12 protein-coding genes are annotated in these 15,714 nt (G+C 71.9%); 7 read left to right on the top strand and 5 right to left on the bottom strand.

From position 1 onward, the window contains the following. Nucleotides 1-44 precede the first annotated feature (44 nt). The 6 genes from ABTY62_RS02110 to ABTY62_RS02085 all read left to right on the top strand — a co-directional run bounded on the left by ABTY62_RS02110 (nucleotide 45) and on the right by ABTY62_RS02085 (nucleotide 6,533). Entirely contained in the window at nucleotides 45-1,601 is a 1,557-nt protein-coding gene (locus ABTY62_RS02110) for a sugar ABC transporter ATP-binding protein (protein WP_352127403.1), read from the top strand. After that, the gene (locus tag ABTY62_RS02105) at nucleotides 1,598-2,617 is read left to right on the top strand and encodes an ABC transporter permease (protein WP_352127402.1); all 1,020 of its coding nucleotides are present in this window, start codon (nucleotides 1,598-1,600) and stop codon (nucleotides 2,615-2,617) included. Before ABTY62_RS02110 ends, ABTY62_RS02105 begins: the two co-directional genes overlap by 4 nt. Nucleotides 2,618-2,634: 17 nt before the next feature. Beyond that, entirely contained in the window at nucleotides 2,635-3,684 is a 1,050-nt protein-coding gene (locus ABTY62_RS02100) for a substrate-binding domain-containing protein (protein ID WP_352127401.1), read from the top strand. Nucleotides 3,685-3,782: 98 nt separating this feature from the next. Continuing rightward, the gene (locus tag ABTY62_RS02095; protein ID WP_352127400.1) at nucleotides 3,783-4,985 is read left to right on the top strand and encodes a Gfo/Idh/MocA family protein; all 1,203 of its coding nucleotides are present in this window, start codon (nucleotides 3,783-3,785) and stop codon (nucleotides 4,983-4,985) included. Nucleotides 4,986-4,997: 12 nt separating this feature from the next. Continuing rightward, complete coding sequence (locus ABTY62_RS02090; RefSeq protein ID WP_352127399.1) at nucleotides 4,998-5,996, top strand: sugar phosphate isomerase/epimerase family protein; 999 nt, start codon at nucleotides 4,998-5,000, stop codon at nucleotides 5,994-5,996. Between the two features lie 129 nt (nucleotides 5,997-6,125). Next, the gene (locus tag ABTY62_RS02085; protein WP_352127398.1) at nucleotides 6,126-6,533 is read left to right on the top strand and encodes a RidA family protein; all 408 of its coding nucleotides are present in this window, start codon (nucleotides 6,126-6,128) and stop codon (nucleotides 6,531-6,533) included. A 17-nt stretch (nucleotides 6,534-6,550) separates the two neighbouring features. Here the strand turns inward: ABTY62_RS02085 and ABTY62_RS02080 are convergent, their stop codons facing one another. Further along, the gene (locus ABTY62_RS02080; RefSeq protein WP_352127397.1) at nucleotides 6,551-6,931 is read right to left on the bottom strand and encodes a winged helix-turn-helix transcriptional regulator; all 381 of its coding nucleotides are present in this window, start codon (nucleotides 6,929-6,931) and stop codon (nucleotides 6,551-6,553) included. Nucleotides 6,932-7,142: 211 nt separating this feature from the next. On the opposite strand from ABTY62_RS02080, the gene ABTY62_RS02075 reads away from it, so the two are divergent. Next, the gene (locus tag ABTY62_RS02075; protein ID WP_352127396.1) at nucleotides 7,143-9,188 is read left to right on the top strand and encodes an alpha-glucuronidase; all 2,046 of its coding nucleotides are present in this window, start codon (nucleotides 7,143-7,145) and stop codon (nucleotides 9,186-9,188) included. On the opposite strand, the gene ABTY62_RS02070 is transcribed toward ABTY62_RS02075, so the two are convergent. The 4 genes from ABTY62_RS02070 to ABTY62_RS02055 all read right to left on the bottom strand — a co-directional run bounded on the left by ABTY62_RS02070 (nucleotide 9,185) and on the right by ABTY62_RS02055 (nucleotide 15,697). After that, complete coding sequence (locus ABTY62_RS02070) at nucleotides 9,185-10,216, bottom strand: bile acid:sodium symporter family protein (protein WP_352127395.1); 1,032 nt, start codon at nucleotides 10,214-10,216, stop codon at nucleotides 9,185-9,187. The genes ABTY62_RS02075 and ABTY62_RS02070 overlap by 4 nt on opposite strands. A 1-nt stretch (nucleotide 10,217) precedes the next feature. Continuing rightward, nucleotides 10,218-10,646: a hypothetical protein gene (locus ABTY62_RS02065; protein WP_352127394.1), complete on the bottom strand. Its 429-nt coding sequence runs from the start codon at nucleotides 10,644-10,646 to the stop codon at nucleotides 10,218-10,220. Between the two features lie 16 nt (nucleotides 10,647-10,662). Continuing rightward, nucleotides 10,663-11,526 (bottom strand): isocitrate lyase/PEP mutase family protein, encoded by an 864-nt coding sequence (locus ABTY62_RS02060; protein WP_352127393.1) that lies wholly within the window; start codon nucleotides 11,524-11,526, stop codon nucleotides 10,663-10,665. 376 nt (nucleotides 11,527-11,902) lie between these two features. Further along, nucleotides 11,903-15,697, bottom strand: a complete 3,795-nt coding sequence (locus ABTY62_RS02055) for a CHAT domain-containing protein (RefSeq protein ID WP_352127392.1) — start codon at nucleotides 15,695-15,697, stop codon at nucleotides 11,903-11,905. Nucleotides 15,698-15,714 lie beyond the last annotated feature (17 nt).

Raw genomic sequence — 15,714 nt, 5'->3', positions numbered from 1 at the left:
GCCCTGCGTGAAAACGGCCCGCACGCCCGCCGAGGGGAACCCACATGGCACCAACGCCACTGCTCAGCATGTCCGGCATCACCAAGTCGTTCCCCGGAGTCCGGGCCCTGGACGGCGTGGACCTCGAGGTCCAGGCCGGCGAGGTGCACTGTCTGCTCGGCCAGAACGGCGCCGGGAAGTCCACGCTCATCAAGACCCTGGCCGGCGCCCACCAGCCGGACGGCGGCACCATCCGCTGGCAGGGCGAAACCGTCACCCTGCGCTCGCCGATCGCCGCCATGCGCCTGGGCATCGCCACCATCTACCAGGAACTCGACCTGGTGGAGCACCTGTCGGTGGCCGAGAACGTCCACCTCGGCCATGAACCCACCACCGCCGGCTTCATCGTCCGCGCGAGGACCGCCAAGGCGTCGACCGCCCAACTGCTGAGGCGCCTCGGGCACCCGGAGATCGACCCGGCCCGGCCGGTGGCCGAACTGTCGGCGGCCCAGCGGCAGATCGTGTCGATGGCCCGGGCCCTCTCGCACGACGTACGGCTCATCGTCATGGACGAGCCGTCCGCCGCCCTCGACCCGGACGAGGTGAACAACCTCTTCCGCATCGTCGACGGCCTGACCGCCGACGGCGTCGCCGTCATCTACATCTCGCACCGCCTGGAGGAGATCCGGCGGATCGGCGACCGCGTGACCGTGCTGAAGGACGGGCGCTCGGTGGCCGGCGGGCTGCCCGCGAAGTCCACGCCGACCCATGAGGTCGTGGCGCTGATGACGGGCCGGAAGGTGGAGCAGGTGTTCCCGGACCGCCCGGAGTCCGGGCCCGACGGCGCACCGGTCCTGGAGGTCCGCGGGCTGGCCCGGGACGGCGAGTTCGCGCCGCTCGACCTTCAGGTGCGCCCCGGAGAGATCGTCGGCCTGGCCGGCCTCGTCGGCTCCGGCCGCTCCGAGATCCTGGAGACCATCTACGGCGCCCGCAAACCCAGCGCCGGTCAGGTGCTCGTGGACGGCCGCAGGCTGCGGCCCGGCAGTGTCCGCGCCGCCGTACGGGCCGGGCTCGGCCTCGCCCCCGAGGAGCGCAAGGCGCAGGCCCTGCTGATGCTGGAGTCCGTCACCAGCAATGTCTCCGTCTCCACCCTCTCCCGCTTCTCGCACGGCGGCTGGGTCGACCGGGGCGCCGAGCGCGAGGCCGCCCACGCGGCCACCCGGGAGCTGTCGCTGCGGCCCGACAACCCCTCCGTACCGGTCCGCACGCTCTCCGGCGGCAACCAGCAGAAGGCCGTCCTGGCCCGCTGGCTGCTGCGCGGCTGCCGCGTGCTGTTGCTCGACGAACCCACCCGGGGCGTCGACGTCGGTGCCCGCGCCGAGCTGTACGCGGTGATCCGCCGCCTCGCCGAGGAGGGCCTGGCAGTGCTCCTGGTCTCCAGCGAGGTGCCCGAGGTGCTGGGACTCGCCGACCGTGTCCTGGTGCTGCGCGAGGGCCGCGTCGTACACACCGCGCCCGCCCGCGAACTCGACGAACACCGCGTCCTCGACCTCGTCATGGAAGGAAGCCCGGGGGCCGGACAAGGCAGCCCCGAGGCCACTGAAGGGAGCCTCGCGTCATGACGCAGTCCATATCCCCGCCCCGGGGTGACACCGGCAAGGCGGCCCCCGACGCCGCGCCCCCCGCCTGGCGCGCCCTCGTGCCCCGTGCCGATGTCCGTATCCTCTCGCTGCTCGGCGTCCTGGCCGCCCTCGTCGTCATCGGCGGCATCACCAAGCCCGACCAGTTCCTCGACACCCGCAACCTCCAGCTGGTGCTCACCCAGGCGTCCGTCATCGGCGTCGTCACCGTCGGCATGACCTTCGTCATCACCTCCGGGGGCATCGACCTGTCGGTCGGCGCGATCGTCGCGCTCGCCTCGGTGTGGGCGACCACGGTCGCCACCCAGGAGTACGGGTTCGCCGGCGTCCTCTTCACCGCCGTGATCGTCGGTGTGGGGTGCGGCCTGATCAACGGGCTGCTCGTCGCGTACGGCGGGATGGTGCCGTTCATCGCGACCCTGGCCATGCTGGCCTCCGCGCGCGGCCTCGCCCTCCAGATCACCGACGGGCAGACCCAGATCGTCACCATCGACTCCATCCTGGAGCTCGGCAACCGCGACTCCTATGTGCTCGGCATCCCGCCGCTCGTGCTGGTCTTCGCCGTCGTCACGGTCATCGGCTGGCTGGTGCTCAACCGGACCACCTTCGGCCGGCGCACGGTCGCGGTGGGCGGCAACGCGGAGGCGGCCCGGCTCGCGGGCATCGACGTCCGGCGCCAGCGGCTCTACCTCTATCTGCTGTCGGGCCTGTGCTGCGGCATCGCCGCCTTCCTGCTGATCGTGCTGTCCGGCTCCGGCCAGAACACCAACGGCAACCTGTACGAACTCGACGCCATCGCCGCCGCGATCATCGGCGGCACCCTGCTCACCGGCGGCCGGTCCACCATCACCGGCTCGGTCCTCGGCGTCCTGATCTTCACCACCATCACCAACATCTTCGCCCTCAACAACCTCCAGAGCGACGTCCAGCAGATCGCCAAGGGCGCGATCATCGTCGCCGCCGTGCTGGTCCAGCGCCGCACCACGAGCACCACCTGAGGAAAGGGTTCACCGACATGCCAGAGCAGAGGTCTTTCACGAGCCGCAGAGGGTTGCTCTTCGGGACGGCCGCCGTCTCCGCCGGGGCCCTCCTCACCGCCTGCACCAGCAACGAGAGCAACGAGGCCGCGGCCGCCGAGAACAACCGGCCCGCCGCCGACGACAAGCCCGGCAAGCACGTCACCATCGGCTTCGCCGGACCCCAGGCCGACCACGGCTGGCTCAACGCCATCAACCAGAACGCCAAGAGCCGGGCCAAGAACTTCTCCGACGTCACCCTGGAGACCACCGAGGGCTCCAACGACACCGCGCAGCAGATCGGCCAGATCGAGACCCTCATCAACAAGAAGGTCGACGTCCTGGTCATCCTGCCCGCCGACGGCAAGGCACTCACCCAGGTCGGCCTGCGCGCGATGCGGGCCGGTATCCCGGTGGTCAACCTGGACCGGATCTTCAACTCCCCGCAGGCGTACCGCTGCTGGATCGGCGGCGACAACTACGGCATGGGCCTCAACGCGGGCACGTACATCGGCGAGAAGCTCAAGGGCAAGAAGAACGCCAAGGTCGTGGAGTTGGCCGGGCTCGACAACCTGGAGCTGACCCGGCAGCGCACCAAGGGCTTCGACGACGCGCTGAAGAACTACCCCAACATCGAGAAGGTCGCCCGGCAGGCCGCCGACTTCACCGTCGAGTCGGGCCAGGCGAAAATGGCCCAGCTCCTCCAGGCCCAGTCGAAGATCGACGCGGTGTGGAACCACGACGACGACCAGGGCGTGGGCGCGCTGCGCGCCATCGAACAGGCCGGCCGCGACGAGTTCCTGATGGTGGGCGGCGCGGGCGCGCTCTCCGCCCTCCAGGCCATCAAGCAGGACAAGGGCGTGCTGAAGGCCACCGTCCTGTATCCGCCGTCCATGGCCGCGTCCGCCGTCGACCTGGCCCGTGCGCTCGGCCAGAGCAAGGGCATCGGCGGGCTCTCCCAGTACGAGATCCCGGCCTCGCTCACCGTCTACTCGGCCGTCGTCGACAAGGACAACGTCGACCAGTACATGTCCACCGGCTTCAAGTGACGGTTCCCGCCCGGCCGGTTTCCGCCCCGCCGGTTTCCGCCCCGGCCCCCACGGCGCCCGCCACGGCGTCGCCCGACGAGGAGGAGAAGGACCCCCGCATGGCACAGCCGCAGCAGGATGACGCAACGACACCCGGGAAACCGCCACTGCGCGTCGGCATGGTCGGCTACTCCTTCATGGGCGCCGCCCACTCCCAGGGCTGGAACACCGCGGGACGCGTCTTCGACCTGCCCCGCCGCCCGGTCCTCGCCGCTCTCTGCGGCCGGGACGAGGCCGCCGTACGGGCCGCCGCCGACCGGCACGGCTGGGCCTCGGTCGAGACCGACTGGCGGGCCCTGATCGCCCGGGACGACATCGACCTCGTCGACATCTGCACCCCCGGGAACAGCCACGCCGAGATCGCCCTCGCCGCCCTCGCCGCCGGCAAGCACGTGCTGTGCGAGAAGCCGCTCGCCAACACGGTCGCCGAGGCCGAGGCCATGGCGGAGGCGGCCGAGGCGGCGCACGGGCGGGGCCAGGTGGCCATGGTCGGCTTCAACTACCGCCGGGTGCCCGCCATCGCCCTGGCCCGGCGGATGGTCGCCGAGGGGCGGCTGGGCGCCCTTCGGCACCTCCGGGTGACCTACCTCCAGGACTGGCTGGTCGACCCCGGGTTTCCGCTCACCTGGCGGCTGCGCAAGGACATGGCGGGGTCCGGGGCGCTCGGCGACCTGGGCGCCCATATCGTCGATGTCGCGCAGTACCTCGCGGGCGCACCGCTCGTCGGGGTCTCCGGGCTCACCCAGACGTTCGTACGCGAGCGGCCGCTGCCCGGCGCCGCGGCGGACGGCCCGGCGGCGGGCCCCGGGGGCCTCGGCACCGTCACCGTGGACGACGCCGCCCTGTTCACCGGCCGCTTCGCCGCCGGCGCCGTCGCCTCATTCGAGGCGTCCCGCTTCGCCACCGGCCGCAAGAACGCCCTGCGCTTCGAGCTCAACGGCGAACACGGCTCGCTCGCCTTCGACCTGGAGCGGCTCAACGAACTCGCCTACCACGACCACACCGAACCGGCCGCCCACGCCGGTTTCCGCCGCATCCTCGTCACCGAACCCGACCACCCCTACCTCGACGCCTGGTGGCCCCCCGGCCACGGCCTCGGCTACGAGCACACCTTCGTCCACCAGGCCCGCGATCTGATCCACGCCGTCGCCGAGGGCCGCCGCCCCGAGCCGTCCTTCGCCGACGGGCTCCAGGTCCAGCGCGTCCTCGCGGCGGTCGAGGAGAGCGCCGGGAAGAACTCCGTCTACACCCCCGTCAGCTGAGAGGCCCCGAGCATGCCGCATCGCTTCACCCTCTTCACCGGCCAGTGGGCCGACCTGCCCCTCGAAGAGGTCTGCCGCCGCGCCGCCGACTTCGGCTACGACGGCCTCGAACTCGCCTGCTGGGGCGACCACTTCGAGGTCGACAAGGCGCTCGCCGACCCCTCGTACCTCGAGTCGCGCCACCGGCTCCTCGACAAGTACGGCCTCAAGTGCTGGGCGATCTCCAACCACCTGGTCGGCCAGGCCGTCTGCGACGCCATCATCGACGAGCGCCACCAGGCCATCCTGCCGTCCCGGGTCTGGGGCGACGGCGAACCCGAGGGCGTGCGGCAGCGCGCCGCCGCCGAGATCAAGGACACGGCACGCGCGGCGGCGGCCTTCGGCGTCGACACCGTCGTGGGCTTCACCGGCTCCGCCATCTGGCATCTGGTGGCCATGTTCCCGCCCGTCCCGGAAGCCATGATCGAGCGCGGCTACGAGGACTTCGCCGCCCGCTGGAACCCGATCCTCGACGTCTTCGACTCCGAGGGGGTGCGCTTCGCCCACGAGGTCCACCCGAGCGAGATCGCCTACGACTACTGGACCACCCACCGCGCCCTGGAGGCCATCGACCACCGCCCCGCCTTCGGCCTCAACTTCGACCCGTCGCACTTCGTGTGGCAGGACATCGACCCGGTCGGCTTCCTGTGGGACTTCCGCGACCGGATCTACCACGTCGACTGCAAGGAGGCCCGCAAGCGGCTCGACGGCCGCAGCGGCCGCCTCGGCTCGCACCTGCCGTGGGGCGACCCGCGCCGCGGCTGGGACTTCGTCTCGGCAGGTCACGGCCATGTCCCCTGGGAGGACGTGTTCCGGATGCTGCGCTCCATCCGCTACGACGGTCCGGTCTCGGTCGAGTGGGAGGACGCCGGGATGGACCGGCTCCAGGGCGCCCCCGAGGCACTGGCCCGCCTGAAGGCGTACGACTACGAGCCGCCGGCGGCCTCCTTCGACGCCGCCTTCGGAAACTGACGCCCGGCTGAACTGCTGGGTCACCGAAAGGTTCCCCAGTCACCGAAAAGTGCGTTCTTGCACGTCAGTGTCCGCTCTCCTATGGTTCCCGAGTAACCACAAGAGAGTGACACAAGGAGAACGCGCAACATGGCCATCACCCTGGTGAACCCCAGCGGACTGCCGGAGATCGACGTGTACCGGCAGGTGTCGATCGCGACCGGGTCGAAGCTCGTCCACATCGCCGGCCAGGTCGCCTGGGACGCCGATGGCGTCACCGTCGGCGAAGGCGACCTCGCCGCCCAGGTCGAACAGTGCTACCTCAACATCGGTACGGCCCTGGCCGGAGTCGGCGGGTCCTTCGACGACGTGGCGAAGCTGAACGTCCACGTCGTCGACTGGACCCCCGACAAGATGCCCCTGCTCTTGGACGGGATCGCCCGCGCGGCCGCGAAGCTGGGGGTCACCCCGACCCCGCCGGTCACCCTGCTGGGCGTCGCGGCGCTGGACGTACCCGAGCATCTGGTCGAGATCGAGGCCGCCGCGGTCCTCGACTGAACCGGCGCTCCCGCGCGTCAGCCGTCGAAGCGGCGGCGGGATTCGTCGATATGACCGATGTACTGGTGGGTCCAGGCGCACATGCCGTCGATCGTCCCCCGCAGGGCCTGGCCCGCCTCGGTCAGGGTGTACTCGACCCGCGGCGGCACGGTGGGGTGCACGGTCCGCTCCACCAGGCCGTTGCGCTCCAGCATGCGCAGGTTCTGGGTGAGCATCTTGTGGCTGATGCCCTCGACCTCGTTGCGCAGCTCGCTGAAGCGCAGGGTGCGTTCACCGAGGAACTCGATGATCAGCAGCGCCCACTTGTTGGCGACGTCCGAGAAGATCTCCCGCGCCAAGGAGTCCGCGCGCGCCAGGTCCGCGTCCTCGGGCGAGCCGCTGTACCGCTTGCCCCCCATCGGGTTCCCCCTGTCATCGAAACGTACGTTCTCCCATGTCAGCAGCCACTCTCCTACAGTTTCCGAGTAACCACAAGAGAGTGACCGCGAAGTCCCCGGATCGGCCCCTCCCGGCCCCGGCCGGCACACGGCATACTTGGGCCGCCCGCCCGCGCCCAGGCGGTCAGGCGCGCTCGATACGCACTGGGATACGCACTGACCAGGGGTTTCCGTGACAGCATCCGCATCCGTACCCGTATCCGTTCCCGCGCTGCCCGACGGCGTGGACCCGGCCTGGCTGCCGCCCGAGGCGTTCCGTCCGCTCGGTTCCCGGCGCACGCTGATCTCGGGCACGGGCCCGCTGGTGGACACGGTGCACGGAGAAGTGGCGGACGCCTGCGCACGGTTCGGCGGCGAGGTCGCCACGGCCGCGCGGGCGCAGGGCGCGTCGTACGACCTCGAACTCGAACTCGAGGAGGACGGCGACCCGGACGGGCTCGGGGACGAGGGGTTCGCGCTGGTCCGGGCGGACGGCGTCACACGGGTGACGGCCGCCCGTCAGGCCGGGCTGCTGTACGGGCTGTTCCACCTGGTGCGGCTCGGCGAGGCGGCCTTCCGGGGCGAGCCGGCGCCCGAGACGCACCGTCCGGCGCTGGCCCTGCGGATGCTGAACCACTGGGACAACGTGGCGGTGCACCCGGTGATGGGCCAGGTGGAGCGGGGGTACTCGGGCGGCTCCCTGTTCTGGCGGGACGGCCTGGCCCGGGGCTCGCGCGACGAGCTGGAGCGGGTGCGCTGTTACGGCAGGCTGCTCGCCGCGTCCGGCATCAACGCGATCACCGTGAACAACGTGAATGTGCACGAAGCGGAGGCGCATCTGCTGACCGATCGCGTCGGCGAGGTGGCCGCGATCGCGGACGCGCTGCGCCCGTACGGGATCCGGACGCATCTGTGCGTCTCCTTCGCCTCGCCCGTCGTGCTCGGCGGCCTGCCCACCGCCGATCCGCTGGACGACGCGGTGGCCGGCTGGTGGGCGGAGACGACCCGCCAGGTGTACGCGGCGATACCCGACTTCGGCGGGTATGTGGTCAAGGCCGACTCCGAGGGACAGCCCGGCCCGTTCACCTACGGCCGCAGCCACGCGGACGGCGCCAACATGCTCGCCGCGGCGCTCGCCCCGTACGGCGCCACGGTGCACTGGCGGGCGTTTGTCTACAACCATCGGCAGGACTGGCGCGACCGGTCGGTGGACCGGGCATGCGCCGCCTACGACCACTTCGCCCCGCAGGACGGCGAGTTCGCGCCGAACGCGGTGCTCCAGGTGAAGCACGGGCCGATGGACTTCCAGCCGCGCGAGCCCGTCTCCCCCGTGATCGGCGCGATGCCGAACACCCGGCTGGCGGTGGAGATCCAGGCCACCCAGGAGTACACGGGACAGCAGCGGCACGCGTGCTGGCTCGGGCCGATGTGGAGCGACGCGCTTCGGTTCCGGCCCGAGGGGGACGAGGGGCCCGGCGTCGGGGACCTGGCGCGCGGCGGCGGCCTGGTGGCGGTCTCCAACGCCGGTGACGACCCGTTCTGGACCGGGCATCCGCTGGCGCAGGCGAATCTCTACGCGGTCGGCCGCCTGGCCTGGCAGCCCGACGCGGACCCGCGCGCGGTCCTGCGGGAGTGGATCGAGCTGTCCTTCACCCCCGACCGGACCGCCGATCCGGCGCGGCTGCGCGACGGGCTGTCGGCGGTGCTGGACGGCTCCTGGCGCACGTACGAGAAGTACACGGCGCCGCTCGGCGTCGGCTTCATGGTGCAGCCCGGGCACCACTACGGGCCGAGCGTGGACGGCTACGAGTACAGCCCGTGGGGGACGTACCACTTCGCCGACCGGGACGGCGTCGGCGTCGACCGCAGCCGGGCGACCGGCACCGGGTTCGCGGGGCAGTACGCCAAGCCGTGGGCGGAGTTGTACGAGTCGCCCGCGACCTGCCCGGACGAGCTGCTGCTGTTCTTCCACCACGTGCCGTACGGGCATGTGCTGCACAGCGGCGAGACGGTGATCCAGCACATCTACGACACGCACTTCGAGGGCGTGGCGGAGGCGGAGGAGGCCGGCCGGGTGTGGGCCGGGCTCGCGGACCTGATGAACCCGGCACGCCACGCGCGGGCGGCGGAGCGGTACGAGGAGCAGCTCCGCAGCGCCCGCGAGTGGCGCGACCACATCAACACCTACTTCTTCCGGAAGTCCGGCATCCCGGACACCCGGGGCCGCCGCATCTACTAGACCTGTACGGGGGCGCCGGGTGGGCCGGGGACGGCTGAGGGCTCCGGCGCGCGGCGGGACCACCGGCCCGCGATGACCGCGCACACCATCAACTGGAGCTGGTGGAAGAGCATCAGCGGCAGGATCACCGGCCCGGCCGCGTCGCCGAACAGCACCGCGGCCATGGGGAGCCCGGTGGCCAGCGACTTGTTGGAGCCGCAGAAGACGATGGTGACGCGGTCCTCCCGGCGGAAGCCGAGCCGCCGTGCGGTGTACGAGGTCGCGGTGAGGGCCAGCGCCAGCACCACCGCGGCCACGCTCACCAGCGCGCCCAGCCGCGCCGGGGTGACCTGGTTCCACACGCCTTCCGTCATCCCCCGGCTGAACGCCGTGTAGACGACGAGCAGGATGGAGCCCCGGTCCAGCAGGGCGAGCACCCGCTTGTGGCGGCCGATGAAGGGCGCGGTCCAGCGGCGCAGCGCCTGTCCGGCGAGGAAGGGGAGCAGCAGCTGGGTGGCGATGGCCAGCAGCCCGTGGGCGGAGAAGCGGACGTCGGAGCCGATCAGCCAGGCCGCGAGCAGCGGGGTGGCGATCATGCCGAGCAGACTGGAGTACGTCCCGGCGCAGATGGCGGCCGGGACATTGCCCCGGGCGGTGGAGGTGAGGGCGACGGAGGACTGGACGGTGGAGGGCACGACGCAGAGGAAGAGCAGACCGGTGTAGAGCCGGTCGCTGAGAAGGGCGGGGGCAAGGGCCCCCGCGGCCAGCCCCAGCAGTGGAAAGAGCACGAAGGTGCTCGCGCCCACCACCAGGTGGAGCCGCCACTGCCGCAGTCCGTCCAGCGCCTCGCGGGTGGAGAGCCGCGAGCCGTAGAGGAAGAACAGCAGCCCGATGGCGAGGTCCGCGGCGTCGCCGACGGCCGTGGCCGCCGCGCCGCTCGCGGGCAGCAGCGCCGCCAGCGCGACCGTCCCGAGGAGGGCGGCGACATAGGGGTCCACCGCCCTCCCGAGCCGGCCCGGCCACGACTGCGGCCAAGCCTTGCGCTTCATGTCAATCCCCGCTTTCGCCCTGCCACGGCGGGTGGCCGATCTCCGGCACCGGGTCCGGACCGGTGATGTCGCCGGTCCGGACCTCGACGGCACCGCCGCCCCCGTCGTGGTCGCTGCCCGCGGTGCCGTGGCTCATCAGCAGCGTGTTGAGGGTGCGGTCGACCTCCAGCCAGGAGTCGGCGGAGGAGTTGTCGATGACCACCAGGCCGGTGTGCGGCCCGGAGACCGGGGCCGGCGCTTCCGGCTCGTCGTCGTCCTGGGAGGCGCGCACGGGCGGGGGCGTCGCCGTCGCGCGGACCGTGTGGCCCCCGGACAGGACGACCGCGGTGGTCGCGAGGACGAGCCCGGCCGCGGACGGACGGGTCGGGCGGATGTGCTTCGCGGACTTCCGGCGCCGACCGGTGCCGGGCCGGAAAATCGTGGAGGGCATAGGGGCGGCTCCCGCGTCAGACCGTGACCGGACGGCGATTTCCGTGGTGCCTGCTGATGTTTTTCTCCAGCAATTCCGTGGAGCCCCTGACCCCGACGGCGCCGGCTTCCACGGTGTCGGGCAGCCGCCCGTCCGCCCTTTTCAGTTCCCGCAGCGCACCGTCGATCGCGCCATGGGCGGCGAAGAGACAGGGGGTGCTGTAAATCGCGACGTCCACGCCCATTTCGGTGAGCTCGGACAGGGAGAGCCGGGGCGATTTCCCGCCCGCGATCTGGTTGAACAGCAGGGGTTTGTCGCCGATGACCGCGCGCACCTTGCGGATCCACTCCACGCTCCGCACCCCGTCGACCAGCACCACATCCACGTCGGTCTCCGCCAGCGCGGCCGCCCGCCGCAGGATCTCGGACTCCTCGGTGGCGTCGGTGCGCGCCACCACCACCAGGTCCTTCCTGCTGTTCAGCACCAGGTGGAGCTTCTGGAGGTACTCCTCGAGCGGCAGGATCAGCTTGCCGTCCGCGTGGCCGCAGCGGCGCGGTCGCTTCTGGTCCTCGAGGATCACCCCGGAGGCCCCGGTGCGTTCCAGCCGCTGCACCACATGGCAGGCGACCTCGGGGTCCACATAGCCGTCGTCGATGTCCACGAGCAGATGGTGTTCGGGGAAGGCCAGCCGCAGCCGCTCCACGAAGGCCACCATGTCGGGCCAGGCGATGAAGCCGATATCGGGAAGTCCGTAATGCGAGGCGGCGAAGCCGAAACCGGAGACGAAGAAGCCGTTGTAGTGCCGGGCGGCGATCGACGCCGAGTACATGTCGTAGATACCGATGAGGGGTGTGGTGCGAGGCGAGTGGATTTCCTCGCGCAGGGCATTTCCGCAGAGCATGATATCCCCTTGAGTTCGGAACCTCTCGCTGTTGCGCAAGGATTGTGCAACAGCATGCTCAGGTTTACAGGAGACCAAGAAACAGTAAAGCAACACGCCGGACATTGCCCGAAGATGCCCGGATCGGCTCGCGCCCCGGTCGAACGGCCCTTGAGCCCGGAAGGCCCGGGTCCAGGTGGGCAACGACGCCTCTGACATGCCGAGTCCGCTGGCCAGGCCCGTGGCACACAGGTTCAGAATCCTTAATAGGACTTTCCCTCAAAGGTGCCGTTCGAGGGAATCGATACGTTCGGGAGCGAGTCCTGGACTTGGTAAAGACAGGGTCGGTCCGAGGACTTTTGGAACCGGAAAACGCGGGCCGCCGGCGCGCCCGGACTCAACGGGCCGACGGGTTGCCCTGGTGGGTGAAGGCGGCCCAGAGCTGGATCCGGTCGAGGTCGGTACGGGCGGCTTCGCCGCGGAGGTCGCCATGGAGGGTGGGCGGGGGCTCGCGGTCCGGGTTGAGCATCCACATCTGGGCGGCGCGCAGTGCGTCCGCCGGGGCGAGGCCGTGCGTGGTGACGAAGTCGTGGAAGACGGCCATCATCACAGCCGTCGAGGCATCGCGGACGGCCCAGCGCGAGCCGATGACGTCGGCCGCCCCACGGGCGATCAGGGCGGTGGACAAGGTCAGGGCCTCGTCGTGGTTGCGGGTGCTCAGGTCCGTCTCGCAGGCGCTGAGCACCACCAACGGGCCCGCGGCGTCCGGCTGCCCGGTGGCGGTGCCGTCCAGGATGCGGGCCACGGTCAGGCGTCCGGCGTCATGGGGACCGTCCGGCGGGGTGGCGAGCCAGAGCGCCGAGCGCGTGGGATGCGGTCCGACCAGGGCATGGCAGGAGATGTGCAGTACGGCGGCCGGGGAGCCGCCGCCGGGCAGGACGGCGAGGATGTCCTCCGGGGTGCCCGGCGCGTCGCTGACGCCGGGCGTGGGGAACTCGCCGTAGCGAAGGCCGTCCGGGTAGCAGGCCGCGCGCAGCGCCTCGGTCTCGATCCCGGCCCACAGGAGGGAGAGTTCGGGGTCGGCGACCAGGACCTGCCCGGCGTCGGTGGGCAGCCGGTCCCGGGCCGCGGCCCGCAGGAACTCGGCACCGGAGGGGGCGTAGCTGAGCACCGCTTCCTCGCAGGCGTACCGGTACCGGCGCCCGTCGCGCCCGTACGGGGTGCGGGCCGCGTGCCAGGCGACCGCGCCGAGCGCCCCGCAGGGCACCAGCACGATCCTCGGCGGCCGGCTGAGTGGCCCGACGGCCGCCAGGACGGGGCCCACCGCGGCGGGCCAGGCCCAGTCGCACAACTCGTCCAGCGCCGCTTGCCAATGCCGGTCCGACGCCGCCTGCCCGCTCGCGTCGGCCGTGGCGTCGGCGGCGGCCCGGGAGCGTCGGGCCGTGGCGTCGAGATAGCGCTCCAGCGGCGGGCTGCCGGGGGTCAGCAGCGGCAGCTTCAGGACAGCGGGCGGCGCGTCACCGGTGTCGGGGCGGAGGATCAGCGCGAAGCCGGGCTGGCCGGAGTGGAGCCCCAGGATGAGATAGACGAGCGCGTCGGCGCCGGCGGCGGTGAGGCCGGCCTTCAGCCCTGCCAGGTCCGGGGGGTCGAGCAGGCTCCGGACGCCCGCGTCGCTGCCCGCGCCCAGCGCGTCAAGTGCCCTGCGGCGCAGGGTGCCGGGGATCTGCCGCTCCGTGGGCCCGCCCAGGAGCGGGGCGTCGGTACCGGGCGCGAGCCTGTGCGCCGCGACTTCGGCGCGCCACTGGCGGGCCAGGTCGGGGTGGCCGCGGGCTTCGAGGAGTTCGGGAATGCCGCGAGACGCTGCGGCGGCGCGCAGCACCAGGGCCCGGCCCATCTCCAGCGCGTCCACCGCATCGGCGGGGCGGAAGCATACGGTGTTCCAGAAGGCCAGCCACAGTGCCTGCGCCGACCCGGTGCGGGCCACGGCCAGGCCGTGTTCGGAGCCGAGTTGGAGGAGGACGTCCGCGGCCAGCCTGGCCAGCGCCTCCCCTCGGGTCACCAGGCTGGCGTTCACGTCGTCGTTCGCGGTCGGACCGTGACGGTCGCGGCGCAGCCAGTAGGCCTCGGACAGTTGGGCCAGCGCGTCGGCGGTGTGCGGCGGGCCGTGCCCTTGGGCCATCAGCTCGCGGACCCGGGCCAGCTCGGTGATGCACTGGTCGAGCAGGTCCGGGTCATCGAGGTGGCGGGCGGTGTGCAGCAGGGCCCGGCCGAGGTGGGACCGCAGCCGGACTTCCTGGTGGGCGGTGGGCTGCGGTCCCTCGAGGATCCGATGGACCTCCGCGACGGCCTGGTCGGCGGCGTCCCGGCCGGGATCGATGATGACCAGTTGGATCATCGCCGAGGCCCGTACGGCCGGGAAGTACGGTGTGAGCAAGGCGGTGATCTGCCGCTGGTCGGTCTCCGCCACGTCCCGGAGGTACCGGGCCGCAGCGCGGAGTTCGGCCGGGTTCGGGTTGCGGGCGGACTGTTCCTGATGGGCATCGGCCAGGATGACGGCGATGGCGAAGCGGTTCTCCTGGTCGGGCGGCAGGGTGGCGTACAGGTCGGTCAGCTCCTCGATGAGGCGCGGCAGCACGGTGGGGTCGTCGCTGCGGCGGGCCAGGGCCAGCTCTTGGTAGGACGCGAACACCATCGCGCTGACCAGGTCCCTGGACGGTGGTGAGCCGTCGCGGCGGTAGGCGGCGCGCAGTTCCCTGGCCATCGTCAGGGCGGCGTCGGCGGCCTGGTAGCTGCCCCCGAGCATCGCCGCCGCGTTGACGCGCCCGGCCAGGGCGCTGGCCACGGCCTGCCGGGCGGGCATGGCCTTCTCGCCCTCCCGGGACAGCCCGTCGATCATCTCCCGGAGCCGGGCGGTACCCCGCTCCAGGTGTGCCAGATCGCCGGTCTGCTGCACCCGTACCGCATTGATCAGGCTGGTCAGCCACTGTTCCAAAGTGACCTGGCCCGGCCCGCCGAAACGGCCGGCGGGCTCGGGGTCGGGCTCCGACACGGCCTCGTCCACCTCGTCGAAGTCCATCGTGCCGGGCACCAGAAAGTTGGCCTGGACCAGCAGAGCGGCGTGCAGCTTGGCCATGCGGCCCCGTTCGGGTGCGTCCGCCGGCAACTCCCGCAGGGCGCGCCGGGCGACGTCCGCGCAGCGGCGGGTGTCCTCGGCCAGCGCCTGGGGGTCGTCCTCTCCGGACCTGAGCCCGATCAGCAGCTCGCTCAGCGGTGCGAAGACCGGTTGGTCCAGGCCCAGGGCCGCCACTTCCTCGTCGGCCTTCTCGGCGGAGACCCTGAGCTCGTACACCGCGTGGCACAGCCACACCAGGAGACCCGTGAACCGCGGGATGTCCTCGGAGGCCCAGGCGAGTACGCCCTGGACGGCGTCGGCCAACGCGTCCTCCCCGAGGGGGGCCGTGCCCGTCTGCTCCGTCGTGTTCTCCTCGAGCGAGCCGGACAGGGCGGACATTGTCAGCCTGATCTCCGACACCACAAACCCGAGGAGTCGGAGCAGCTGCGGATCTTCCGGGACCTGGGCGAGGCGGCTGAGCACCCCTGTGGCCTCCGCCAGGTCGTCCGCCACGGATCCGGTCAGTGGCTGCGGACCCGTGGCACGAAGCGGCGGCTCCTGGCGCGGGCCTTGGCGCAAGGCTCGCATGGCTCGCGCGTAGTGTGCCGGGACGAGCAGCCAGAGCAGCGCTCTGCGGGCATGCACCGCGAGCGGGTCGGTGAGCGGCCCGGTGCGGTCGGCCCAGCGCAGGTGGTGCAGGGCGAACTGCCGTGCCCGCCCGCCCGCGTCGCGCCGTTGGTCCGGTCCGCCGCTGTCGAGCCAGACGCACATCAGGATGCCGAGCGAAGGGACGACGCCGTCCCGGAGCGGATCGTCCGCGGGCAACAGTTTTTCGATGGCGGCGAGATGCTGCATGGACTGCCACAGCGCGGCGGTCCGCCCCGGGTCGTTCGCCGGCCGGCGCAGCACCTCGTTGGCCTGGCGGGTGGCGAGGTCGGCCCAGGCGCGCAGCACCGGCCCGCGGTCCCCGCTGTCGTTGTGGTGCCGCTTGTCGTCCACCCCGTGCTCTCCCCCGTGTCCGACGGCCGCCGGGGCCCGGCCGACCACGGCCCGGGCCCGGCTCGGCCGCTGCCAGGTCACTTACCCTGGCGAGCGGC

Source organism: Streptomyces sp. NPDC097640, from assembly GCF_040302705.1.
Classification (GTDB): domain Bacteria; phylum Actinomycetota; class Actinomycetes; order Streptomycetales; family Streptomycetaceae; genus Streptomyces.
This window is presented reverse-complemented; position numbering and strand designations above follow the sequence as displayed.